This window comes from Kocuria rhizophila DC2201 (assembly GCF_000010285.1).
Taxonomy (GTDB): Bacteria; Actinomycetota; Actinomycetes; order Actinomycetales; family Micrococcaceae; genus Kocuria; species Kocuria rhizophila_A.
On the sequence record NC_010617.1, the window covers coordinates 884,142 to 906,782 of the forward strand.

Genomic DNA, 22,641 nt, shown 5'->3' on the forward strand with positions numbered 1-22,641 from the left:
GCCTCAGTAAAGGAAGTGGCCGCTTGCGCTATTAGGAAAACAATTCTTTTCCTATTCAGCCCAGCGCCAGCCCGCTCAGGGAGTAAGCCGCGAAGCCCGCGAGGAAGCCCAGCAGGAAGTTCCTGGACCCCAGGTTCACCAGCACGGCCACGACCGCGGCGAGGACGAGCCGGCTCAGCTGCACCCCGGAGTCCGCCTCCAGCAGCGTGTAGGCCACGAGGATCAGCATGAGTCCGGCAGGCAGCAGCGTGGAGAGTTCCCGGAGGTCCTCGCGGTCCCGGTAGCGGTGGGCCACCTGCATGGGGAGGGAGCGCAGGGCGAACGTCACGGCGGCGCACACGAGCAGGGCGGCGATCACGTCACGCCCCGCTCTCGGCACCGCGCGGCGTCGTGCCCCGGCGCGGATGCCGCACCATCAGGACGCACAGTACGGCGTAGCAGAGCATGGCGCTCAGCAGAAAGATGCTGCGCGGCAGCAGCAGGCCCACGCCGATGGAGAACAGGGCGGCCGCGAGGATCTTGACCCGCTGGGTCGCGGCGGTGATGGCACCCACGAAGAGCAGGGCGAACAGGCCGGTGAGGGCGAAGTCGAATCCGTCGAAGGACTCCGGGACGAGACCGCCGGCGAGGGCGCCCACGGCCGCGCCGAGCACCCAGTAGAAGTGTGAGACCCCCTGGACCAGCAGCAGCTGGTGCTGGGTGGTGGGGTGCACCCCGCTGTTGATCAGGGCGTAGGCCTCGTCCGTGAGCGCGTAGGGCCCGTAGAACTTCGCGAACGGGGAGCGCAGCAGGTGCGTGGGGTAGGAGAAGCCGTAGAACACGTGGCGCGCGTTGACCAGCAGGGTGGTCACGGCGATCTGCGCCAATCCGGCCCCGGCGGCCACGAGCCCCACGAGCAGGAACTCGATGGACCCGGCGAAGACCACCAGGGCGGTCAGCGGAGCGAGGTAGGGCGCGAAGCCCAGGGACACCGAGTACGCGCCGAAGGCCATTCCCAGGGGCAGGTACCCCATGGCCACGGGCACGGTGGCTCGCAGGGCCCAGCCCAGGGTGCCCTTCTGCGTGCTCATGCCGCGCGCTCCTCGCTGCTCGGTGGTGGGGATCCTGGGTCACGGTAGCGCGGTGGGCGGGCCCGCGAGGACCGCGGGCGGGTGCGGCCGTCTGTAATGTACGACACATGACTTCCCGTTACTCGCTCCCCGAGCAGCTCGTGACCGTTCCCCGACTGGCCGGCCTGGTGGTGCACCGGGACGGACCCGTGCTCGCCCTGCGGCAGGAGCTCTCCTCCGACGGCAAGCGCTACGTCACCCACCCGTGGGCAGTGCCCCGGGACGGTGCGCCCGTGCAGCTGACCCACGGGGACCACGGCGTGCAGGAGGTGCGCCCGGGGGCGTCGGGCGCGGTGTGGTTCACCAGCGAGCGGCCCGTGGCCGGTGACGAGGACAAGCGCACGCGGCTGTGGCTGCTGCCCGAGCACGGTGAGGCGCGCATGGTCCTGGACGCCCCGGAGGGGATCTCGAGCCTCGAGCTCGGCGGGGACCGGCTGTTCTTCGTCTCCGGTCTGTACCCCGCGGCGCGCGGCGCGCAGGACGAGTTCGCGCGCAACCGCGAGATCCACGACCGCCGCGACGAGACCGGTGTGAGCGGGATCCTCTACGACAGTGCCCCGTTCCGGTACTGGGACCACGACCTCCCCGCCGCGGACGACGCACTGTGGTTCCTGGACACCGCGGCCGTGGCCGAGGGCGCGGACCCGGCGGCCTCCGTGCACCGGGTCGAGCTGCAGGAGGGGCGGCTGGGCGAGTTCTCGGTGGCCCCGGACGGCACCTGGGTGCTCGCGGAGATCTCCACGCTGCTGCCCGCGGGCACGCAGCGCTCGCAGCTGTGGCGGCTGCCGGTGGCACCCGAGCACGGGGACGAGGCCGTCCTGCTGCACGACACCGACGAGGCGGAGATGTGGGCGCCCGCGGCCGTGAGCCCGGACGGAACGCGCGTGCTGCTCGGGCGCCAGCGGCTGTGGCGCGAGGGCGTGAGCATGGCGGTGTCCGTGTGGGTGCACGACGTCGCGACCGGCGAGGAGACCGAGGTGGTGCCCGCGGACGATCACTGGGCGCAGGAGCCCCGGTGGATCGACGACGAGAGCTTCGTGTGCACCTCCGACCACCGCGGCCGCGGCATCGTGCTGCGGGTGCACTGCCCGCGGGGTGGGCGGACCCGCGTGGAGACCATCGCCGGGGGCGCGGACCAGGACTGGACGTACTCGGCGGTGGCACCGGCGGGGGAGCAGATCGTGGGGCTGCGCGCGAGCTACACGCACCCCTCCGAGCTCGTGCGGTGGCCCTTGACGGGCGCGCAGGAGCCCGCACCGGTGGCCGGGCTCGTCCCCGAGGACACCGTGCCGGGCCGGGTCGAGGAGGTCACCGCCACCGGTGAGGACGGCACACAGGTCCGCGCGTGGCTCGCCCTGCCGCACGCGGACGACGACGCCGCACCCCACCCCCTGCTCGTGTCCGTCCACGGCGGGCCCTGGGGCTCCAACAACCAGTGGAGCTGGCGCTGGAACCCGTGGCCGTTCGTGGCCGCGGGCTATGCGGTGCTGCTGCCGGACCCGGCGATCTCCACGGGCTACGGCCAGGCCATGATCGACCGCGGTCAGCAGGAGCTGGGCGGGGCGCCGTTCACGGACGTCATGGCCCTGACCGAGGCGGCCACGCGGCGCGCGGACATTGACCCCGAGCGGCAGGCGCTGATGGGCGGGTCCTACGGCGGGTACATGGCCAACTGGGTGGCCACGCAGACGGGGGACCGGTTCCGGTGCATCGTCACGCACGCCTCCCTGTGGAACCTGGACACCATGGGCGCCACCACGGACAACACGCAGTGGCGCGAGGCCATGGGGCCCTCCCAGGCCGCCACGTACTCGCCGCACCGGTTCGCGGAGCGCATCGAGGTCCCGCTGCTGGTGATCCACGGGGACAAGGACTACCGCGTGCCGATCTCTCAGGGCATCGAGCTGTGGGCGGACCTGCAGCAGCGCACCCGGGTCGAGGGCCACCGCTTCCTCTACTACCCGGACGAGGGGCACTGGATCCTTAAGCCCGCCAACGCGCGCACGTGGTACGAGACCGTGCTCGCGTTCGTGGACGAGCACGTGCTGGGACGCCGGCGCGAGCGGCCCGAGCTGCTGGGCTGAGCGGCGTCGTCGCCCGCGGGCACTGCCATGGCTTCCCGCGGGCGGCGCCACGCGCCGGGAGGGCCACGCGACGGCGGGCGGCGCGACGTGGTGACCGGCGCGCGCGTGCGGCGGGCGGGGCGGCGGCGTCGTCGGAGAGATGCACCACGCGTGCGCGGGCGTGCGGACGGAGGGGAGTAGAATCACCACGATCCCCTCTGCCTCAACTCGCGAAGAGAGAACTGTGTATGTCTGAAACCACCGCCCAGCGCGCCGATCTGCGCAACGTGGCCATCGTGGCCCACGTTGACCACGGCAAGACCACCATCGTCGACGCCATGCTCCAGCAGACGCACGCGTTCTCCAGCCACGGAGAGGTCGAGGAGCGGGTCATGGACTCCGGCGACCTGGAGCGCGAGAAGGGCATCACCATCCTCGCCAAGAACACCACGGTGTTCTACGACGGCCCCGCCGCGAACGGCGAGACCATCACCATCAATGTGATCGACACCCCGGGCCACGCGGACTTCGGCGGCGAGGTGGAGCGCGGCCTGTCCATGGTGGACGGCGTGGTGCTGCTCGTGGACGCCTCCGAGGGCCCGCTGCCCCAGACCCGCTTCGTGCTGCGCAAGGCCCTCGAGGCCAAGCTGCCCGTGATCGTGGTGGTCAACAAGGTGGACCGCCCCGATGCCCGCATCGAAGAGGTCGTCTCCGACACCATGGACCTGCTGCTGGGCCTGGCCTCGGACATCGCCGAGGACAACCCGGACCTGGACCTGGACGCCGTGCTGGACGTCCCCGTGGTCTACGCCTCCGGCAAGGCCGGGCGTGCCTCCACGGACCAGCCCGCCAACGGCGAGCTGCCGGACAACGAGGACCTCGAGCCGCTGTTCAAGACCATCATCGAGCACATCCCGGCGCCGTCCTACAACCTCGAGGGCGTGCTGCAGGCCCACGTGACCAACCTGGACGCCTCCCCGTTCCTGGGCCGTCTCGCGCTGCTGCGCATCTTCAACGGCACCCTCAAGAAGGGCCAGACCGTGGCCTGGGCGCGCCAGGACGGCACCATCAAGAGCGTGCGGATCTCCGAGCTGCTGGCCACCAAGGGCCTGGACCGCGTGCCCGCGGAGAGCGCCGGCCCCGGTGAGATCGTGGCCGTGGCGGGCATCGAGGACATCACCATCGGTGAGACCCTCACGGACCTGGAGAACCCGGAGCCGCTGCCCCTGATCACCGTGGACGATCCCGCGATCTCCATGACCATCGGCATCAACACCTCCCCGCTGGCCGGGCGCGTCAAGGGCGCCAAGGTCACGGCCCGCCAGGTCAAGGACCGTCTGGACAAGGAGCTGATCGGCAACGTCTCGCTGAAGATCCTCCCCACCCAGCGTCCGGACGCGTGGGAGGTCCAGGGCCGTGGCGAGCTCGCGCTGGCCATCCTGGTGGAGCAGATGCGCCGCGAGGGCTTCGAGCTCACCGCGGGCAAGCCCCAGGTGGTCACCAAGACCGTGGACGGCAAGGTCCACGAGCCCTACGAGCACATGACCATCGACGTCCCCGAGGAGTACCTGGGTGCGGTCACGCAGCTGATGGCCGGGCGCAAGGGCCGCATGGAGGGCATGAGCAACCACGGCACCGGCTGGGTGCGCATGGAGTTCAAGGTTCCCTCCCGCGGCCTGATCGGCTTCCGCACCAGGTTCCTCACGGACACCCGCGGCGCAGGCATCGCCTCCTCTTACGCAGACGGCTACGAGCCGTGGGCCGGGGAGATCGAGTACCGCACCAACGGCTCCATGGTCGCGGACCGCGCTGGCGTGGTGACCCCGTTCGCCATGATCAACCTGCAGGAGCGCGGCTCGTTCTTCGTGGAGCCCACCTCCGAGGTGTACGAGGGCATGATCGTGGGCGAGAACTCCCGTGCGGACGACATGGACGTGAACATCACCAAGGAGAAGAAGCTCACCAACATGCGTGCGGCCTCCTCGGAGACGTTCGAGAACCTCACCCCGCCGCGCAAGCTCACGCTCGAGGAGTGCCTCGAGTTCGCTCGCGAGGACGAGTGCGTGGAGGTCACCCCGGAGGCCATCCGCATCCGCAAGGTGGTCCTGGACGCCAACGAGCGGCTCAAGGTCGCCCGTCAGCGGGCCCGCGCCTGATCGTGGTCGACCCGAAGTACCCGGGCGGGGGACACGCCATCGCGGGCGCGGCGGACACGCTGCTGCCCGCGGGCGTGGACCCCGCCCGGGCGCGTCTGCTGTTCGTGCACGCCCACCCGGACGACGAGGCGATCAACACCGCGGCCACCATGGGCCACTACAGCGGCCGGGGGGCCACCACGGTGCTGCTGACCATGACGCGCGGTGAGCGCGGGGAGGTCATCCCGCCCGCGCTGCGCCACCTCGAGGTGGGCCAGCCGGGCTGCCCGGACACGGACGGCACCGCCCTGGGGTTGTACCGGATCTCCGAGCTCGACGACGCCGCGGCCGCCACGGGTCTCACCGACCGGTTCTACGCGGGGGAGCCCCCCGCGCTGGACGCCTCCGTGGGCTTCGCCAACGGTGCGGGGAAGTACGTGGACTCCGGCATGAGCTGGGGCCCCGACGGCTTCGCCCAGCCGGCCGCGGACGTGTCCCCGGCCGCTCTGACGGCCGCGGACCCGGAGGAGGCCGCGGCCCACGTGGCCGCCACCATCCGGGCGCTGCGGCCCCACGCCGTGGTCAGCTACGCGGACGACGGCGGCTACGGCCACCCCGACCACGTGGCCACCCACCGGATCACCGTGCGCGCCGTCGAGGCGGCCGCCGCGTCCGACGACGCCGAGTACCCCGCGTGGGACGTGCCCCTGACGTGGGGGATCGAGTCCGAGGTGGACCCCGCGGATGCGCGTCCCCAGGCCGCGATCCACGGGGACCTCGCGGTCAAGCGCGCCGCCATGGCTGCGCACGCCACCCAGATCGTGCTCGCGCAGGACCCCGCCGATCCCTCGTACACGATGTCCAACGGCGTGCCCCAGACCTTCAGTGCCACGGAGACCTTCCGGCTGCTGCGAGGGGACCGGGCATGAGCGGGCAGGACACCCCGCGCCGCGCCGCGCCCTGGGCGGCAGACTCCTCCGTCCCTCGCACCGGCCCGGCCGACCAGGCACGCACCGGGCCGACCGACCAGGTGCCCGCCGGGTCCTCGGAGCGTGCCGTCACGGGACGCATGGACGGCACAACCACCGCGACCACGCACGGCACCTCGGCCGAGCGCCCTGGCGGGGCGGACGTCGACGGGGAAACCGTCGCACCCGGTGACCCCGCGGGGACCGGAGCAGCCCGCGAACGGCCGGGAACGGCGTCGTCGGTGCTGACCGCCGTGCTCACGGGCGTGCTGGCCGGGGCGCTGGCCACGGCGCTGCACGGGGGCATCTGGTACCTGGGTGGGTGGTGGCTGCCGTGGGGACTCGTGTTCTCCGGTGCGCTGCTGCTCAGCGCGAGCGTGTGGTGCGGCACCTCCACCCGGCGGGTGTGGGCCGCGGCGGTGCCCGGGCTCGTGACCTACGTGATCGCGTGGGCCGGGGCGTACCTGCGGGAGGGCTCCGCACTGGTGGTCACCACGTGGCAGGCCCCGATCGGCATCGTGGGCATCCTGTGGTTCGTGGTGGTCTTCGCCGCCGTCATGTGCTCCGTGATTGTGACGGGCCGTTGGCTCGTGCGTCAGCGGGCGCGGTAGCGTCGGGAGCCCGTCGCTAGAATGAACGACAACTTGGGAACAGAAGGAAAGGTCCGTCACCCGTGACTTACGTGATTGCTCAGCCCTGCGTGGACGTCAAGGACAAGGCATGCGTGGAGGAGTGCCCCGTGGACTGCATCTACGAGGGTGAGCGCACGCTCTACATCCACCCCGACGAGTGCGTGGACTGCGGTGCGTGCGAGCCCGTGTGCCCCGTGGAGGCCATCTACTACGAGGACGACACCCCCGAGGAGTGGGCCGAGTACTACAAGGCCAACGTGGAGTTCTTCGACGACCTCGGCTCCCCGGGCGGGGCCGCGAAGCTCGGCAACACCCACAAGGACCACCCGCTGATCGCCGCTCTGCCCCCGCAGAACCAGGACTGATCCGGTGAGCGAGCGGCGCGGCTTCGGCCTGGACCTGCCCGACTACCCGTGGAACGCGCTGGCCCCGTACCGGGAGCTCGCGCAGCAGCACCCGGACGGTGTGGTGGACCTGTCCATCGGCACCCCCGTGGATCCCACACCGCTCGTGGTCCAGGACGCCCTGGCCGCCGCCGCGGACGCCCCCGGCTACCCCACCACGCACGGCACGCCCGCGCTGCGGGAGGCCGTGGCCGCGTGGTACGCCGAGCGCCGCAGTGTTCCCGGGCTGGACCCGGACGCCGTGATGCCCACCGTGGGCTCCAAGGAGCTCGTGGCGTGGCTGCCCCTGCTGCTGGGTCTCGGTCCCGGCGACGTGGTGGTGCGTCCCGTGGTGGCGTACCCCACCTACGACATCGGTGCGCGGCTCGCGGGCGCCGAGTCCGTGGCCGCCGACTCCCTCGACGAGCTGGAACCCTCCGTGCGCGCTCGCGTGCGCATGGTGTGGGTCAACTCTCCGGGCAACCCCACGGGCATCGTGCGCGACGCCGCCTCGCTGCGTGAGCTCGTGGACCAGGCGCGCGCGCAGGGTGCCGTAGTGGTCTCCGACGAGTGCTACGCCGAGCTGGGCTGGGGAGCGTGGGATCCTGCGGAGGGCGGGGAGCCCGTGCCCTCCGTGCTGGACCCGCGGGTCAGCGGCGGGGACATGTCCCTGCTGTTCAGCGCCTACTCCCTGTCCAAGCAGTCGAACCTGGCCGGCTACCGCGCCGCGTTCCTTGCCGGGGACCCCGCGCTCATGCCGTCCCTGATCAACTCCCGCAAGCACGCGGGGATGATCGTGGCCTACCCCGTGCAGGAGGCCATGCGCGTGGCCCTGGGGGACACCGCCCACGTGGCCGCGCAGAAGAGCCTGTACCGGCAGCGTCGTGCCGCCCTGAAGCCCGCGGTGGAGGCGTTCGGGCTGAGCATCGAGCACTCCGAGGCGGGGCTGTACCTGTGGGGCTCGGCGGGGGAGGACACCTGGACCACCGTGGAGCGCTTCGCCCGCCTGGGCATCGTGGTGGGCCCCGGGACGTTCTACGGCGAGGCCGGGCACGGCTTCGTCCGGCTGTCCCTGACCGCCACGGACGAGCGCATGGCCGCGGCCGTGCAGCGCCTGGAACGGGCGGTCTGAGGGGGCCCCGCGCGCCGGGGCAAGTGGAATCAGGATCGCACTAGCGAGTAGGTTGGAGCAGGATCACACCGTGTCCCGTCCGGTGTCCGTGCCCTCCCGCCGCCACGACGGTGTGGCGGCATGCGAGTACACACCGATCAGCGGAACACCCGAGAAAACCGTGAAGGACTCACCATGGCAGAGGCCAAGAAGAACACCGGCAAGGTGGAACTGAGCTACGACAAGGACAAGACCCTGGACCTCCCCGTGCTGGAGGTGACCGAGGGCAATAAGGGCTACGGCATCGGCTCGCTGCTCAAGGAGACCGGCAACGTCAGCTTCGACCCCGGGTTCGTGAACACCGCGAACACGCGCTCCACGGTGACCTACATCGACGGCGCCCAGGGCATCCTGCGCTACCGCGGCTACCCCATCGAGGAGCTTGCGGAGCACTCCAACTTCCTGGAGACCGCCTACCTGCTGATCTACGGCGAGCTTCCCACGCGTGAGCAGTACGAGGACTTCCAGCACCGGATCACCACGCACACCATGGTGCACGAGGACATCAAGATGTTCTTCAACGGCTTCCCCCGCTCCGCGCACCCCATGCCCGTGCTGTCCTCGGCCGTGTCCGCGCTGTCCACGTTCTACTCGGACTCCCTGGACCCGTTCAACAAGGAGCACGTGGAGATCTCCACCATCCGACTGCTCGCAAAGGTCCCCACTCTGGCCGCGTACGCGTACAAGAAGTCCGTGGGCGAGCCGCAGCTGTACCCCCACAACAACCTCAACTACGCGGAGAACTTCCTGCGCATGTGCTTCGGTGTGCCCGCCGAGGACTACGAGGTGGATCCCGTGGTCGCCAAGACGCTGGACATCCTCTTCATGCTGCACGCGGACCACGAGCAGAACTGCTCCACCTCCACGGTGCGCCTGGTGGGTTCCTCCCACGCCAACATGTTCGCGTCCGTCTCCGCGGGTATCAACGCCCTCTACGGCCCGCTGCACGGCGGCGCCAACGAGGCCGTGCTGGCCATGCTGGACCAGATCCAGAACCGCGGGCTCTCCGCGGACGAGTTCATGGAAAAGGTCAAGAACAAGGAGGACGGCGTCCGCCTCATGGGCTTCGGGCACCGTGTCTACAAGAACTACGACCCCCGCGCCCGCATCATCAAGGGCTACGCGCACGACGTCCTGGCCAAGATGGGCGGCAACAACGAGCTGCTGGACCTGGCCATCGGCCTGGAGGAGAAGGCGCTCGCGGACGACTACTTCGTGGAGCGCAAGCTCTACCCGAACGTGGACTTCTACACGGGTCTGATCTACAAGGCCATGGGCTTCCCGGAGAAGATGTTCACCGTGCTCTTCGCGATCGGCCGCCTGCCCGGCTGGATCGCCCAGTGGCGCGAGATGATCGAGGACCCGGAGACCAAGATCGGCCGCCCCCGCCAGCTCTACGTGGGCGAGGGCGAGCGCCACTACCCCACCACCAGCTGAGCGCCCTGCGCTGACGACGCCGCCCCGGTCACCTTCTCGGTGACCGGGGCGGCGTTCTCGTGGGGCCTGGTGCGGTGTCGTGTCGGACGCTGCCGGGTGCGCGCCCGGCAGCCGGTGCGCACGAAGGCGCCCCTGCCCCGGACCGGCGCGTAGGCGGCGTCGGGCCCGGGGGGAGGGACTCAGCCCTCGTAGCCGTTCGGGTTGTTCTTCTGCCAGTTCCAGTGGTCCCGGCACATCGTGTCGATGTCGCGGTCCGCGGACCAGCCCAGCTCCGCGAGGGCCGAGGCGGGATCGGCGTAGGACACGGCGGCGTCGCCGGGGCGGCGCGGGGCGATCTCGTAGGGGATCTCCCGGCCCGAGGCCTTCTGGAACGCCTCGCGGACCTCCAGCACCGAGTAGCCGCGTCCGGTGCCCAGGTTCCACACGTGCACCCCCGGGTCCTCGCTGATCCGGTCCAGGGCCTTGAGGTGGCCGTCCGCGAGGTCCACCACGTGGATGTAGTCGCGCACGCCGGTGCCGTCCGGGGTGGGGTAGTCGTCGCCGAAGACCATGAGCTTCTCGCGCCGTCCCACGGCCACCTGCGCCACGAACGGCATGAGGTTGTTGGGGATGCCCGAGGGGTCCTCGCCGATCCGCCCGGACTCGTGGGCGCCCACCGGGTTGAAGTAGCGCAGCAGCGCCACGGACCAGCGCTCGTCCGAGGCGGCGAGGTCCGCGAGCATGTCCTCGATGTGCTCCTTGGTGCGCCCGTAGGGGTTCTGGGCGTCCATGGACAGCTTCTCGGTCAGGGGCATCGTCTCCGGCGCGCCGTACACGGTGGCGGAGGAGGAGAACACGATGCTGCGGCAGTCGTTCTCCTCCATGGCCCACAGCAGGTTCACGGTGCCGGAGACGTTGTTCGTGTAGTACCACAGGGGCTTCTCGGCGGACTCGCCCACGGCCTTGAGCCCGGCGAAGTGGATCACGGCCTCGGGCCGGTGCTCCCGGAACACCCGGTCCAGGCCCGCGCGGTCCAGCAGGTCCACCTGCTCGAACGCGGTGACGTCCCGCCCGGCGAGCTCCGCGACGCGCTCCAGCGAGGCGCGGGAGGAGTTGGAGAGGTTGTCCAGCACGACCACGTCGTGGCCCGCCTCCAGCAGGGCCAGGACGGTGTGCGAGCCGATGTAGCCGGTTCCCCCGGTGACAAGAATCTTCATGGTCACCACCCTATCCAGTGCGCCGGGGCGCACACGCGCGGCCGGGCTCCCGGTCTCCCGGGAACCCGGCCGTGTGCGGCTCACGACGCCATTCGCGCCGGTCCGCGCGCACGGCCCCCCCCGCGGGGAGCGCTGCGGCCCCGACGGGAGCGGGCGGCATCGGCAACCGCCGCGGGGCTGGGCGAGCGCCATGTTCACCGGCGGCTGCTCGCCCTCTGACCGGGGCCCGGTCACGCCGCCCAGCGTGAAGGTGCCCGCCGGCGTCAGTTCGCGTGCAGCTGCGCGTTCAGCTCCACGGTGCCGTTGCGGCGGGGCAGGGCCTCCACCGCACCGGTGGTCGAGTTGCGGCGGAACAGCAGGTTGTCGGCGCCCGAGAGCTCGGAGGCCTTGACCACGCGGGGCTCCGCGGCGGCGTCGAGCAGGGACACCCGGGTGCCCGCGGTGACGTAGAGACCGGCCTCGACCACGCAGTCGTCGCCCAGGGAGATGCCCACGCCCGCGTTGGCGCCCAGCAGGCAGCGCTCGCCCAGGGTGATGCGCTGCTTGCCGCCCCCGGAGAGGGTGCCCATGATGGACGCGCCGCCGCCGATGTCCGTGTGGTCGTGGACCACCACGCCGGCGGAGATCCGGCCCTCGACCATGGCAGCGCCCAGGGTGCCCGCGTTGAAGTTCACGAAGCCCTCGTGCATCACCGTGGTGCCCTCGCCCAGGTGCGCCCCCAGGCGCACGCGGTCCGCGTCCCCGATGCGGACACCGGAGGGGACCACGTAGTCCACCATGCGCGGGAACTTGTCCACGCCGAACACCGTGACGGCCCCGCTGGCGCGCAGCCGCAGCAGCGACCGGGTCAGCTCCTCGGCGAGCACCGGACCGCGGCTCGTCCACGCCACGTTGGCGAGCAGCCCGAACACCCCGTCCAGGTTGATGGTGTTGGGCTGCGCGAGCCGGTGGGAGAGCAGGTGCAGCCGCAGGTAGGCGTCGGCAGCGTCGCGGGGGGCCTCGTCGAGGTCGATCACCGTGGTCACGATCTCCGAGCGCACGTTGCGGTCCGGGTCCGTGGTCGCGGCCACGCGAAGGTCCGCCTCGTAGCTGGCGTCCGGGTTCGCGCTCAGGGCGGGGGCGGGGTAGAAGACGTCCAGGACGGTCCCCGCGCGCTCGCCGGCGTCCACCACGGTGGCCAGGCCCACGCCCGAGGCGACGCGGGAATTGACGGTGCTCTCGCTCGTTGAAGTCATGGCTCCATCCTAAGCGGGCAGGCGTGCCGCCCCTCCCGCGCCCGACGCCGCGGCACCAGCTGGTCGGGCGGCAGTCGGGTCGTTCCCGGCGGGCTGCAGGGCCCCGGTGACTATGCTGGCCGCCATGGCATCCGATCAGCAGACACCCGTACTCGACCTCACCATGGACCCCGCGGACCTCACGGCCGCGCTCGTGGACGTGGAGTCCGTCTCGGACCACGAGGGGCCGCTCGCCGACGCCGTGGAGGCGGCCCTGCGCGAGCTGCCGCACCTCACGGTGCACCGGGACGGGGACACCGTGGTGGCCCGCACCGAGCTGGGACGGGACGAGCGGGTGATCCTGGCCGGGCACCTGGACACCGTGCCCCTGCCCACCGTGGAGGGGGCGCTGGGCGCGGTGCCGTCCGTGCGGCGTCGTGAGGGGGACCGGGACGTGATCTACGGCCGCGGCACCACGGACATGAAGGGCGGGGTGGCGGTGCAGCTCGCGCTGGTGCAGCAGCTGCGGGAGCCGAACCGGGACGTCACGTACGTGTTCTACGACCACGAGGAGGTCTCCAGCGACGCCAGCGGTCTGGGGCGCGTGATGCGCAACGGGCCCGAGCTGCTCGAGGCGGACTTCGCGGTGCTGCTGGAGCCTACCAACGGCACGGTGGAGGGCGGGTGCAACGGCACCATGCGATTCCGGATCACCACCCACGGCAAGGCCTCGCACTCGGGGCGCGCCTGGATCGGGGACAACGCGATCCACAAGCAGGCGGAGCTGCTGGAGCGGCTGGCGCGCTACGAGCCGCGGACCGTCACCGTGGAGGGCCTGGACTACCGCGAGGGGCTCAACGCCATCCGGATCGGCGGGGGAGTGGCCGGCAACGTGATCCCGGACACCGCGTGGGTGGAGGTCAACTACCGATTTGCCCCGGACAAGACGCTGCAGCAGGCGCAGCAGCACGTGCGCGAGGTGTTCGAGGGGTACGAGATCGAGTGGCAGGACCTCTCCCCGGCGGCGCGCCCCGGACTGGACCGCCCCGCCGCCGCGCAGTTCGTGGCCGCGGTGGGCCAGGAGCCCATGCCCAAGTACGGCTGGACGGACGTCGCCCGTTTCTCGGAGGCAGGGGTGCCCGCCGTGAACTTCGGTCCGGGGGACGCCCTGCTGGCCCACACGGACGACGAGCACGTGGTCGACGACGCCGTGCGCGCGTGCCACCGGGCGCTGTCCCAGTGGTTGTCCTGATCCGCCACGTAGCCTGAGCACATGACTTCCCCGGACACGACCCCCGACCCGCTGCCCGAGCCCGCCGGACCCGCCGAACGCCACAAGGGCCCCGTGGTGCTGCGCCGCGCCCAGCTGCAGCGGCGCACCTCCGACCAGCGCTTCCTGGACCAGCGACCGGCCGAGCCGGACGACTTCACCCGCACGGACCCGTGGCGCGTGCTGCGCATCCAGGCCGAGTTCGTGGAGGGCTTCGACGCGCTCGCGAACCTCGGCCCCGCGATCACGGTGTTCGGCTCCGCGCGCACCGCTCCCGGGCACCCCGAGTACGAGCTCGGCCGTGAGCTCGGGCGGCAGATCGGCGCCGCGGGCTATGCCGTGGTCACCGGCGGTGGGCCGGGCGTCATGGAGGCCGCCAACCGTGGCGCGGTGGACGTGGGGGCTCACTCGGTGGGCATCGGCATCGAGCTGCCGCACGAGCAGCACCTGAACCACTGGGTGGACCTGGGCATCAACTTCCGGTACTTCTTCGCGCGCAAGACCATGTTCGTGAAGTACAGCCAGGGCTTCGTGGCGCTGCCCGGCGGCTTCGGCACCCTGGACGAGCTGTTCGAGGCGCTGACCCTGGTGCAGACCGGCAAGATCACCCGCTTCCCCGTGATCCTGGTGGGCACCGAGTACTGGGGTCCGCTGCTGGACTGGATCACGGGCACGCTCGTGGCCGGTGGCAAGGTGGCCGAGACAGATCTCGACCTGCTGCGCGTGGTGGACACCGCCGAGGAGGTCGTGGAGATCCTCGCCTCGGTCCACGCCGAGGACCCCGACATGCAGGTTCCCGACGCCGCCGCGCCCCGCCCCGGGGCCGACGCCGCCGGGGACCACGACCTGCCAGGGGAGCCCGCTCCCGGTTCCGGGGCATGAGCCGGGCCCGGGACACGGGGCGGAGGCATTCGGGGGACCGGGCCCGCAGGGACGCGGCCACGGCCGACGGCGTGGCCCCCGGACCCGCCGCCGCCGCCGCGAGGTGGGACGACGCGCCTTGCCCCGCGGAGGCGGAGCGCCGGGCGGGCCCCGGGCACCCCTCCAGCGCGGACGACGGGGCGGGCGGTGCACCGCGCGCCGCCGGAACGGTGACCGTCGAGGACGCGCTCACCGCGCGGCGTCGTCCGTGGCGGGCGGCCCTGGGCGGCGCGTGGGCTCGGAGCCCGTGGTGGCTCGCGGTGCTCGCGCTCTACGGACTCTCCCGGGTGTGGGGGTGGGCGGTCTTCAGCGTGGTCGGCGGGCAGCAGGGGCCGGGGCCGTGGGGCCAGGGCCCCCTGGGCTACCTCGACTTCGTGGCCACGTGGGACTCGGACTGGTACCGCACCATCTTCGAGCACGGCTACCCCTCGGAGCTGCCCCGGGACTCCCTGGGCACGGTGCGCGAGAACCCCTGGGCGTTCTACCCCGTGTTCCCCCTCCTGGTGCGGGGCATCACCGAGGTCACCGGGACCGGCTGGGCGGGCACGGCTTCCACCGTGTCCCTGCTCGCCGGTTTCGGGGCGGCGCTCGTGCTGTATCGCCTCACGTGCACCGCCCCCGTGATGAGCACCCCGCGCACGCGCGGCGGCGCCTCCGTCCCGGCGCTGTGGGCCGTGGCCGTGTTCGCGTTCAACCCCGTGGCACCGGTGCTGCAGACCCCCTACGCGGAGGCGCTCAGCCTGCTGTTCCTGCTCAGCGCCATTCTGTGCGTGGTGCGCGGACGGGCCGCGGGGGCGGCGGTGTTCGTGGTGCTGCAGGCGCTCACCCGGCCCACCGGCGTGGCACTGGCCGCGGCCCTCGGCGTGTGGTGGCTGTGGCGCAGCGTGCGGGACGTGCGGGCGCGGTGTCGTGCCTGGTACCGCTGCGCCGACCGGTGGCTCGCGGTCGCGCTGCTGGCGTGCGCGGCGGCGCTGGCCTGGCCGGTGATCGCGTGGGCCGTCACGGGGGAACCCACGGCGTACACGGAGACCGAGGCCGCGTGGCGCGGCTCCTCCGGCGTGGTTCCCGTGCTGCCGTGGTTCGCCCAGGCCACCCGGTTCCTCGGGCCCGTGGCGGGGCTCCTCGCGCCCGTGCTGCTCGTGGCCGCCGCGGTGCTCGTGCTGCGCAGCGGCCCCGTGCGCAGCGCCCTGCCGTTCTTCGTGCGGGTGTGGCTCGCCGCGTACGGGTGCTACCTGCTGCTGGTGCTCAACCCGCAGAGCTCCACGTTCCGGCTGCTGCTGCCATGGGCCCCGCTGGCCGCGGCCCTCGTGCGGGTGAGCGACTCCCGGGCGTACCGCGTGCTGCTGGTGCTGGGCGGGGCCCTCCTGCAGCTCGTGTGGGTCGGGTGGCTGTGGCACTGGAAGCAGCTGCCCGGCGGCGGGGACTACCCGCCCTGACGCCGCCCACGGGCCCCGCGGCAGCACGGGGCACGACGACGCCGCGCGTCTCGCCGCGCGGCGAGAACCACCCGGCCGGGGCTCGCTCGGGCGTGGGCGGCGTCACGGCAGGGGCTCGCGTTCGGTAAGATGGTTCGGTCAGTACACACGAAGAGGAGCTCATCAATGGCGGCCATGAAGCCGAGAACGGGTGACGGACCCATGGAGGTCACCAAAGAAGGACGCAGCCTGATCATGCGGGTCCCCCTGGAAGGCGGCGGACGCCTCGTGGTCGAGCTCAAGGCGGACGAGGCCGCCGAGCTGCGCGAGTGCCTCGCCGGTGTGACCCAGTAGTACCCGGCCCCCACCGTCCTTACCCCGAGAGCCCCCCACCACGGTGGGGGGCTCTCGCGCACCCGGGACCGCCTCTCCGGGGCCGCGGGCCGCGGTCACTGTGTGCGCCGCACGAGCCGGGTCCGCTCGGCCCGCACCCGCGGACGGGCGCGGTGCAGACCCTCAGAACGCACGGGTGCCCCGGGCGGGGAGCGGAAATCCCGGGCCCGGGGCCGCGTGATCAGGCGGCCCAGTGCGCCCCGAGCGTGGTCCCGGCCGCTGCGGCGAGCAGGCTCCACAGCAGGGTGCCGAGCACCGCGGCCAGGGCGGCGCCGCCACGACGCTCCCGCAGCAGGCGCACGGTGTCCACCATCGCGGTGGAGAACGTGGTGTAGCCGCCGCACAGTCCGGCTCCCAGGGCCGCGGTCCACAGCGGGCCGAGCAGCAGGCTCAGACCGCTCACCAGGCCCAGCACGAACGAGCCGAGCACGTTGACCAGCACCGTGGCCAGGGGGAACGGCCGCCGCTGCCGCGAGGTCACCAGACGGTCCGTGAGCAGACGCAGGGCGGCGCCGAGACCTCCGCCCAGGGCCACGGCGAGCGCGGCGATCACCGCTGGCCCCTGCTGCGCGGCTCAGCGCCGGGAGCACCGGCACGGACCCGCGCACCGCACAGCACGCCCGCCCCGGCGGCGAGCAGCCCGGCCAGGAGCATCACCGCCGCGGTGAGCACGGCCTGACCCGTGCCACCGGCGGCGAGCTGGTCCCATAGGTCCTGCGCGAACGCGGAGTAGGTGGTGAAGCCTCCCAGCAGCCCCGTGCCGAGCACGAGACGGGTGGAGTGCGCGCGGGGGGTTTCGTCCCCGGGCCGGGTGAGGGCTTCAAGCAGCAGACCCAGCAGGAACGCGCCCAGCACGTTGCAGCCCAGCGTGGCCCAGGGCCACCCGGAACCGGTGGCGACCACGTGGGTGACGCCCCAGCGGAGCACGGATCCCACGGCTCCGCCTGCCGCCACGAGCGGGACGTCCCGCGCGAGGGGTCGGATCACCGGCGGACGGCCAGCAGCACGCCCGTGCCCGTGGGCAGCAGGGCCGTGGACAGCCGGGGCTCGTCCCGCAGGGTGCGCACGACCTCCCGCATGATCACGGTGTCCTCCTGGCGCTGCGCGGGCTGGGGGACCTGGTCCCCGTGCAGGGCGTCGTTGACCACGAGCATCCCGCCGCGGCGCAGCAGCCGGGCGCCCTCGATCACGTAGTCGGCGGTGTTGGCCACGTCCGCGTCGACGAACACCATGTCGTAGGCGTTCTCCGTGAGCCGGGGCAGCACGAGGCCCGCGGCCCCGGAGATCGTGCGGGTGCGCTTGGTCTCGAAACCGGCCTCGCGGAAGGTGTCCCGCGCGGCGCGCAGGGCGCGGATGTCGGTGTCGATGGTGGTCAGCACGGACTCAGCGGGCATGCCCCGCAGCAGCGCGAGCCCGGAGACCCCCGCACCGGTGCCCACCTCCACGACCGTGGCGGGACGCGCGGAGGACGCCAGCACGCCCAGCAGCGCCGCGACCGCCGGGGTCACGGGGTCCAGCCGCAGGGCGAGGGAGCGCTCGCGGGCCCGGAAGGCCGTCTCGTCCTCCGTGGCGTAGGCCTCGCAGTAGGCCCAGCTCGTGGTCTTGTCCGTGGTCATGGACGCGGGGTGTCCTTCGCTGCCGTGTGAGCCGGGATCCGCGGACCCCGGAACGTGGTGTGCGGTGCTCCGGCACGTGCCGGGACGTCGCGGGCCCCAGCCTATCGCGGTCCGCGCGCGCGCCGGGGGGGGGCAACGCCCTGGGGTGTCCAGATCGCTGTCAGGCTGCTGTTCCACAATGGGTGCGGATCGGCGGCCCGGAGACGGCCGCCCGGGACGGGCGTCCCGGAGCAGGACGGTGAGGGAGAGGACGCGGGTGGTCACACGGATGACGACGCGCGCGGCGCGGGCCGTGCGACGGCCGAGCCGACGCGGCATCGGGCTCGTGGCGGCGTTCGCCGCGTGCCTGTGCGTGGCCCTGCTGACCACCGCGGTGTGGAACGTGGGCCGCCAGGTGCAGCGCGAGCAGGCGGCCGCGGCGCGCACGGCGGCGTCGTGGTCTCCCGGTCCGCGCGCGATGGTGGACACCACCTCGCACGCGGACATCCAGTCCCTGCGCGCCCAGGGCTGGGCGGTGCCCGGCCTGGCCGCGGAGGGGTACCGGGTCGCGGACGTGCGCCGGACCCGTGTGGGGGACCAGCCCGCCGTGTCGATCTCCCTGCACAACGACCACGACACCGTGGAGATCGTGGAGCAGCGCGGCACGGTCAACCCCGACAACCCCCTGGACGGCGTCACACAGCTGCCCGTGAGCGCGGAGGGCATGCACCGCTCGGCCATGTCCGGATCCCGGCTGTGGGTCGAGCGCGGGGACCCCTGGCGCGCCGTGATGGTGCGCCCGGACGCCGTCTACACAGTGTCCTCGGACTCGCCCCCCGCCACCATGGCGCAGACCGTGAGCGCCATCGTCGCCGAGGACCGCGGGCGCGTGAGCCTGCCCTCGCAGGACGACGAGGACTTCGGGTCCACCGTGGTGGACGGCCTGCGGAAGATCCTCGGCTAGCGCCCCGGCGTGCCGAGGGGCGTTGATAGGCTCGTCTGGTGTTCGGGATTTCTGGCGGGGAAGCCATCATCATTCTCATCGTGGCCCTGGTGGTCATCGGCCCGGAGCGGGTTCCCGAGTACGCGCAGAAGTTCAAGGAGATGGTCAAGGCCGTCCGCGGCTACGCCACCGGCGCCACCGCCGACCTCAAGGAGAGCCTGGGCCCGGAGTTCGCGGACCTCGACTGGCGCAAGCTCGACCCCCGGCAGTACGACCCCCGCGTGATCGTGCGCGAGGCACTGCTCGAGGACGACGACCCCGCGCCCCAGCACGCCACGCCCGCGACGGTGACACCCACGGTGCGCCGCCTGGCCCGCGGCGAGCGGGCGCCCTTCGACACCGAGGCCACCTGAGCGGCGTCGTGCGCCGGTCTCAGCCCCGCGGCGTGATGCCGAGGCTGCGCCCCGCCAGCCCGCGGCCCTGGGCGTCGAGTGCGCGGGCGATCTCCCACAGCTGACCGGCCGCCGGGGAGTCGGGCTCGGACCACACCGCGGGCACGCCGCGGTCGGAGGCCTCTCGCACGGTGACGTCCAGGGGCACGCTGCCCAGCAGCGGCACCGGGTAGCCCAGCCGTTCCCCCAGGGAGTCCGCGATCCGCTGCCCGCCGCCGGAGCCGAAGACCTCCATGCGGGTGCCGTCCGGCATGACCATGGCGGACATGTTCTCGACCACGCCCGTGACGCTCTGCTCGGTTTGCTCCGCGAGCGTGCCCGAGCGCTGCGCGACGCTCACGGCGGCGTGCTGCGGGGTGGAGACCACCACCACCCCCGAGCGGGGCAGCAGCTGACCCACCGAGATGGCGATGTCCCCGGTGCCCGGGGGCAGGTCCAGGAGCAGGTGGTCCAGGTCCCCGAAGTGCACGTCCGTGAGGAACTGCTCGATGGCCCGGTGCAGCATGGGCCCGCGCCACGCCACCGGCTGGGCGGGGTCCACGAACATCCCGATGGAGATCACCTTGATGACGCCGCGCGAGCGGTGCCCCGCCCCGGTGGCGCCGTCCTCGGGCCTGCGGTCCACGCCCTCGGGCACCTCCACCACGGGCGGCAGGATCATGTCCCCCACGCGCGTGGGGGACTGCGTGATGCCCAGCAGCCCGGGCACCGAGAAGCCGTGCACGTCCGCGTCCACGATGCCGACGGTGCGCCCCATGGCGGCCAGCGCCGCGGCCAGGTTCACGGTGACGCTGGACTTGCCCACCCCGCCCTTGCCGCTGGTGATCGCGTGCACCCGGGTCAGGCTGTGCGGGTCCGCGAACGGGTTGCTGCGGTGGTGTCCCAGCCGCTCCTGCAGCTGCTGGCGCTGGGCGGGGGTCATCACCCCCACGTCCACGGCCACGTGCTCGACGCCGGGCACCGCCGCCAGGGCCTCGTGCAGGTCGGCCTCGATGGTCCCGCGCAGCGGGCACCCGGAGACCGTGAGCAGCACGGTGACCCGCGCGGTCCCGCCCTCCAGCACCGCCTCGGGGATCATGCCGAGCTCCGTCACGGGACGGCGCAGCTCGGGGTCGATCACGCCGTCGAGCGCCTCGCGCAGCCGAGGGTCGACGGCCTCCGTGCCGTTCCCGCTCACAGGTGCCCCTCCCGACCGTCCTCGCCGGGTGCCCCTGCCGGATCCGACGACGCCGCCGCGCCGGGTCCGGGGGCGGGGTGCCCCGCCGCGTGGGAACCGGGGGGCGCGGTGGCCGACCGGGCGTCGTCGTCGGTCCCGGACGGGGCGGGGGCCACGCCGTAGGTGGCCTCGGGAGTCTCGGCGAGCGGGGTTGTACCGGTGCGCTTGACGCGGTCCCCCTTGCGAGAACCGGGGTTCTTCCGCCCGCCCTCGGCGCGCCGACCCGCGGGCTCGGCCTCGCCGGCCTCCGCGCGCTGGTCCTGGGCCTCGAGGATCTCCTCGAGCAGGTTGCGCAGCTCGGAGCGGACGTAGTCGCGCGTGGCGACCTCGCGCAGCGCGATCCGCAGGGACGCGATCTCGCGCGTGAGGTACTCGGTGTCCGCGAGGTTCTGCTGACCGCGCTTGCGGTCCTCCTCGGCGACCACGCGGTCACGGTCGTCCTGCCGGTTCTGCGCGAGCAGCAGCAGGGGCGCGGCGTAGGACGCCTGGAGGGACAGCATGAGCGTGAGCAGCGTGAAGTTCAGGGACCGAGGGTCGAACTGGATCTCCTCGGGGGCCATGGTGTTCCAGCCCAGCCAGATGGTCACGAACACGGTCATCCACAGCAGGAACTGCGGCGTGCCCATCCACCGGGCGATCGCCTCGGTGAGCTGGCCGAACGAGTCCGGGTTGGGCCGGAACCGGGGCAGGTACCCGGGGCGCTTCTCCCTCGGCTGGTCCAGGGGACCGGGGGAGTACTGCGCCGAGGGGTTCTGTCGGGGACTACTCATACCTCTTGCCCACCTTCCTCACGGGGGTTCCGTCGTCGTACGTGCGCCAGTCCTCGGGCAGCAGCGCGTCGAGGACGTCGTCGATCGTCACCGCGCCCACGAGCCTGTCCTGGTCGTTGACCACCGGCAGGATGGTGAGGTCGTAGGTGGCCAGCTCGCGGGCCACGTCCGCGACGGACGCCTGGTCCGAGACCGGCTCGATGGAGCGGTCGATCAGGTTGCCGATCGCCTCGGGCGGGGGATAGCGCAGCAGCCGCTGGGTGTGCACGAACCCCAGGTACTTGCCCGTGGGCGTCTCGAGCGGGGGCCGGCACACCAGCACGGCGGACGCGGCGGCCGGGATGACCTCCTCCTGCCGGATGTGGGCCAGGGCCTCCGCGACCGTGGCCTCCGGGGAGAGCACGATGGGCACGGGGGTCATGAGCGAACCCGCGGTGCCCTCCTCGTACTCGCGCAGCCGTCGGACGTCCTCGGCGTCCTCGGGCTCCATCATGGTGATGAAGCGTTCGGCCTCGGCCTCCGGCAGCTCGTTGAGCAGGTCGGTGGCGTCGTCCGGGTCCATCTCCTCGAGCAGTGCCACGGCGCGCTCGTTGTCCATGTGGGTCAGGATGAACACCTGGTCGTCCTCGGGCAGCTCCTCGAGCACGTCCGCGAGGCGCTCGTCCTGCAGCTCGGCGGCGATCTCCAGCTTGCGCTTGTCGGGCATGTCCCGCAGCTCGTCCGCGAGGTCCGCCGCCTGGTCCTCCTCGTGCTGCGCGACCCACTGGGTGGCCGGCTGGTGGCCCGCGTTGGAGGGGTCGTCGGTGTCCTCCCAGTCCACGATCAGCGTCTGGTTGCGACGCCGGATCAGCCCGCCCGTGGCCTGCGAGCGGCGCACGAACAGCTGGGAGATCACCCAGTCGCCGCGGTTGTTGGACTTCTCCATGGCGACGTCCTCGATGGTCGCCGTGCCGGAGCCGTCCAGCAGCACCACGGTGCGGTCGAAGAGCTCGCCCACCGCGAGGGTCTCCGCGCCGCGCTGCTCGAAGCGGCGCAGGTTCACGAGGCCGGTGGAGATGATCTGGTCCGCGTCGATGCTCGTCACGCGTGTCATGGGCACGAACACCCGTTTCTTGCCCAGCACCTCCACCACGAGGCCCACCACGAGCGGCCGGGTCTTCAGCGACGGTCGGCTGCCGGGGCGCAGCAGCACGACGACGTCGCGCAGCCGCCCCAGGCGGTCGCCGAGGGGGTCGAAGACGTCCAGGCCGATCAGGCGGGCCACGAAGATCTTGGAAAGGTTTGTGCTCACCCGCCCAGCCTAGTGATCCGGGGGCAGTGGTCACATTCGGGGCGGACCGGGTGGTCAGCCACCCCCG

The 22,641-nt window shown here is 72.4% G+C and carries 23 protein-coding genes; 13 read left to right on the plus strand and 10 right to left on the minus strand.

The window, feature by feature from the left end; genetic code table 11:
- Positions 1-55: 55 nt before the first annotated feature.
- Both KRH_RS03950 and KRH_RS03955 read right to left on the minus strand, forming a co-directional pair.
- Positions 56-358, minus strand: a complete 303-nt coding sequence (locus KRH_RS03950) for an AzlD domain-containing protein (RefSeq protein WP_050738036.1) — start codon at positions 356-358, stop codon at positions 56-58.
- 1 nt (position 359) lies between these two features.
- On the minus strand, positions 360-1,070 hold the full coding sequence (locus tag KRH_RS03955; protein ID WP_012397887.1) for an AzlC family ABC transporter permease: 711 nt from the start codon (positions 1,068-1,070) through the stop codon (positions 360-362).
- A 107-nt stretch (positions 1,071-1,177) separates the two neighbouring features.
- Here KRH_RS03955 and KRH_RS03960 point away from each other — a divergent pair, with 107 nt between their 5' ends.
- From KRH_RS03960 to KRH_RS03990, 7 genes are all read left to right on the plus strand, one after another.
- On the plus strand, positions 1,178-3,193 hold the full coding sequence (locus KRH_RS03960) for an alpha/beta hydrolase family protein (protein ID WP_012397888.1): 2,016 nt from the start codon (positions 1,178-1,180) through the stop codon (positions 3,191-3,193).
- 227 nt (positions 3,194-3,420) lie between these two features.
- Positions 3,421-5,328: a translational GTPase TypA gene (gene typA / locus KRH_RS03965; RefSeq protein WP_012397889.1), complete on the plus strand. Its 1,908-nt coding sequence runs from the start codon at positions 3,421-3,423 to the stop codon at positions 5,326-5,328.
- 2 nt (positions 5,329-5,330) lie between these two features.
- Entirely contained in the window at positions 5,331-6,236 is a 906-nt protein-coding gene (locus tag KRH_RS03970; protein WP_041297315.1) for a PIG-L family deacetylase, read from the plus strand.
- A complete protein-coding gene (locus KRH_RS03975) occupies positions 6,233-6,886 on the plus strand; it encodes a hypothetical protein (RefSeq protein ID WP_012397891.1) in 654 nt (217 codons plus the stop codon). Before KRH_RS03970 ends, KRH_RS03975 begins: the two co-directional genes overlap by 4 nt.
- Positions 6,887-6,948: 62 nt before the next feature.
- Positions 6,949-7,272 (plus strand): ferredoxin, encoded by a 324-nt coding sequence (gene fdxA / locus KRH_RS03980; protein WP_012397892.1) that lies wholly within the window; start codon positions 6,949-6,951, stop codon positions 7,270-7,272.
- A gap of 4 nt (positions 7,273-7,276) precedes the next feature.
- Positions 7,277-8,422 (plus strand): succinyldiaminopimelate transaminase, encoded by a 1,146-nt coding sequence (gene dapC, locus KRH_RS03985; protein WP_012397893.1) that lies wholly within the window; start codon positions 7,277-7,279, stop codon positions 8,420-8,422.
- A gap of 174 nt (positions 8,423-8,596) precedes the next feature.
- Positions 8,597-9,898 carry a citrate synthase gene (locus KRH_RS03990; protein WP_081431585.1) on the plus strand — a complete coding sequence of 434 codons (1,302 nt, stop codon included), beginning with the start codon at positions 8,597-8,599 and terminating at the stop codon, positions 9,896-9,898.
- A 179-nt stretch (positions 9,899-10,077) separates the two neighbouring features.
- On the opposite strand, the gene galE is transcribed toward KRH_RS03990, so the two are convergent.
- Positions 10,078-11,094, minus strand: coding sequence for a UDP-glucose 4-epimerase GalE (gene galE, locus KRH_RS03995; protein WP_012397895.1), 1,017 nt, complete (start codon positions 11,092-11,094; stop codon positions 10,078-10,080).
- A gap of 263 nt (positions 11,095-11,357) precedes the next feature.
- Positions 11,358-12,329: a 2,3,4,5-tetrahydropyridine-2,6-dicarboxylate N-succinyltransferase gene (gene dapD, locus KRH_RS04000; RefSeq protein ID WP_012397896.1), complete on the minus strand. Its 972-nt coding sequence runs from the start codon at positions 12,327-12,329 to the stop codon at positions 11,358-11,360.
- 124 nt (positions 12,330-12,453) lie between these two features.
- Here dapD and dapE point away from each other — a divergent pair, with 124 nt between their 5' ends.
- The 4 genes from dapE to KRH_RS11895 all read left to right on the plus strand — a co-directional run bounded on the left by dapE (position 12,454) and on the right by KRH_RS11895 (position 16,268).
- Positions 12,454-13,560, plus strand: coding sequence for a succinyl-diaminopimelate desuccinylase (dapE, locus tag KRH_RS04005; RefSeq protein ID WP_012397897.1), 1,107 nt, complete (start codon positions 12,454-12,456; stop codon positions 13,558-13,560).
- Positions 13,561-13,581: 21 nt separating this feature from the next.
- Complete coding sequence (locus KRH_RS04010) at positions 13,582-14,460, plus strand: TIGR00730 family Rossman fold protein (protein WP_012397898.1); 879 nt, start codon at positions 13,582-13,584, stop codon at positions 14,458-14,460.
- A gap of 71 nt (positions 14,461-14,531) precedes the next feature.
- Positions 14,532-15,935, plus strand: coding sequence for a mannosyltransferase family protein (locus tag KRH_RS04015; protein WP_231844727.1), 1,404 nt, complete (start codon positions 14,532-14,534; stop codon positions 15,933-15,935).
- Positions 15,936-16,100: 165 nt separating this feature from the next.
- Positions 16,101-16,268, plus strand: a complete 168-nt coding sequence (locus KRH_RS11895) for a DUF3117 domain-containing protein (RefSeq protein ID WP_012397900.1) — start codon at positions 16,101-16,103, stop codon at positions 16,266-16,268.
- Positions 16,269-16,488: 220 nt separating this feature from the next.
- On the opposite strand, the gene KRH_RS04020 is transcribed toward KRH_RS11895, so the two are convergent.
- Genes KRH_RS04020 through KRH_RS04030 form a run of 3 tightly spaced genes read right to left on the minus strand, consistent with a single transcriptional unit; the run spans position 16,489 to position 17,923 of the window.
- Complete coding sequence (locus tag KRH_RS04020) at positions 16,489-16,860, minus strand: fluoride efflux transporter FluC (protein WP_012397901.1); 372 nt, start codon at positions 16,858-16,860, stop codon at positions 16,489-16,491.
- Positions 16,857-17,294: a camphor resistance protein CrcB gene (locus KRH_RS04025; RefSeq protein WP_012397902.1), complete on the minus strand. Its 438-nt coding sequence runs from the start codon at positions 17,292-17,294 to the stop codon at positions 16,857-16,859. The genes KRH_RS04020 and KRH_RS04025 overlap by 4 nt, the downstream gene beginning before the upstream one ends.
- Positions 17,291-17,923 (minus strand): O-methyltransferase, encoded by a 633-nt coding sequence (locus KRH_RS04030; protein ID WP_012397903.1) that lies wholly within the window; start codon positions 17,921-17,923, stop codon positions 17,291-17,293. The genes KRH_RS04025 and KRH_RS04030 overlap by 4 nt, the downstream gene beginning before the upstream one ends.
- A gap of 292 nt (positions 17,924-18,215) precedes the next feature.
- Between KRH_RS04030 and KRH_RS04035 the strand changes: the two genes are divergently transcribed.
- Positions 18,216-18,866 (plus strand): hypothetical protein, encoded by a 651-nt coding sequence (locus KRH_RS04035; protein ID WP_012397904.1) that lies wholly within the window; start codon positions 18,216-18,218, stop codon positions 18,864-18,866.
- Positions 18,867-18,904: 38 nt separating this feature from the next.
- On the plus strand, positions 18,905-19,258 hold the full coding sequence (locus tag KRH_RS04040; protein ID WP_012397905.1) for a twin-arginine translocase TatA/TatE family subunit: 354 nt from the start codon (positions 18,905-18,907) through the stop codon (positions 19,256-19,258).
- Between the two features lie 19 nt (positions 19,259-19,277).
- Here the strand turns inward: KRH_RS04040 and KRH_RS04045 are convergent, their stop codons facing one another.
- From KRH_RS04045 to KRH_RS04055, 3 genes are read right to left on the minus strand one after another with little or no spacing between them, the layout of a single operon-like run.
- Positions 19,278-20,474 carry an Mrp/NBP35 family ATP-binding protein gene (locus tag KRH_RS04045; protein ID WP_012397906.1) on the minus strand — a complete coding sequence of 399 codons (1,197 nt, stop codon included), beginning with the start codon at positions 20,472-20,474 and terminating at the stop codon, positions 19,278-19,280.
- Positions 20,471-21,283, minus strand: a complete 813-nt coding sequence (locus tag KRH_RS12600; RefSeq protein WP_012397907.1) for a DUF1003 domain-containing protein — start codon at positions 21,281-21,283, stop codon at positions 20,471-20,473. Before KRH_RS12600 ends, KRH_RS04045 begins: the two co-directional genes overlap by 4 nt.
- Entirely contained in the window at positions 21,276-22,574 is a 1,299-nt protein-coding gene (locus tag KRH_RS04055; protein ID WP_012397908.1) for a magnesium transporter MgtE N-terminal domain-containing protein, read from the minus strand. Before KRH_RS04055 ends, KRH_RS12600 begins: the two co-directional genes overlap by 8 nt.
- Positions 22,575-22,641 lie beyond the last annotated feature (67 nt).

What these genes read in the sequence shown, in the direction of transcription:
- dapD (WP_012397896.1), bottom strand. Translation starts at nt 12,329, where the DNA reads ATGACTTCAACGAGCGAGAGCACCGTCAATTCCCGCGTCGCCTCGGGC.
- KRH_RS04010 (WP_012397898.1), top strand. Translation starts at nt 13,582, where the DNA reads ATGACTTCCCCGGACACGACCCCCGACCCGCTGCCCGAGCCCGCCGGA.
- KRH_RS03955 (WP_012397887.1), bottom strand. Translation starts at nt 1,070, where the DNA reads ATGAGCACGCAGAAGGGCACCCTGGGCTGGGCCCTGCGAGCCACCGTG.
- KRH_RS04030 (WP_012397903.1), bottom strand. Translation starts at nt 17,923, where the DNA reads ATGACCACGGACAAGACCACGAGCTGGGCCTACTGCGAGGCCTACGCC.
- KRH_RS11895 (WP_012397900.1), top strand. Translation starts at nt 16,101, where the DNA reads ATGGCGGCCATGAAGCCGAGAACGGGTGACGGACCCATGGAGGTCACC.
- KRH_RS03975 (WP_012397891.1), top strand. Translation starts at nt 6,233, where the DNA reads ATGAGCGGGCAGGACACCCCGCGCCGCGCCGCGCCCTGGGCGGCAGAC.
- dapE (WP_012397897.1), top strand. Translation starts at nt 12,454, where the DNA reads ATGGCATCCGATCAGCAGACACCCGTACTCGACCTCACCATGGACCCC.
- KRH_RS12600 (WP_012397907.1), bottom strand. Translation starts at nt 21,283, where the DNA reads ATGAGTAGTCCCCGACAGAACCCCTCGGCGCAGTACTCCCCCGGTCCC.
- typA (WP_012397889.1), top strand. Translation starts at nt 3,421, where the DNA reads ATGTCTGAAACCACCGCCCAGCGCGCCGATCTGCGCAACGTGGCCATC.
- KRH_RS03960 (WP_012397888.1), top strand. Translation starts at nt 1,178, where the DNA reads ATGACTTCCCGTTACTCGCTCCCCGAGCAGCTCGTGACCGTTCCCCGA.
- KRH_RS03990 (WP_081431585.1), top strand. Translation starts at nt 8,597, where the DNA reads ATGGCAGAGGCCAAGAAGAACACCGGCAAGGTGGAACTGAGCTACGAC.
- galE (WP_012397895.1), bottom strand. Translation starts at nt 11,094, where the DNA reads ATGAAGATTCTTGTCACCGGGGGAACCGGCTACATCGGCTCGCACACC.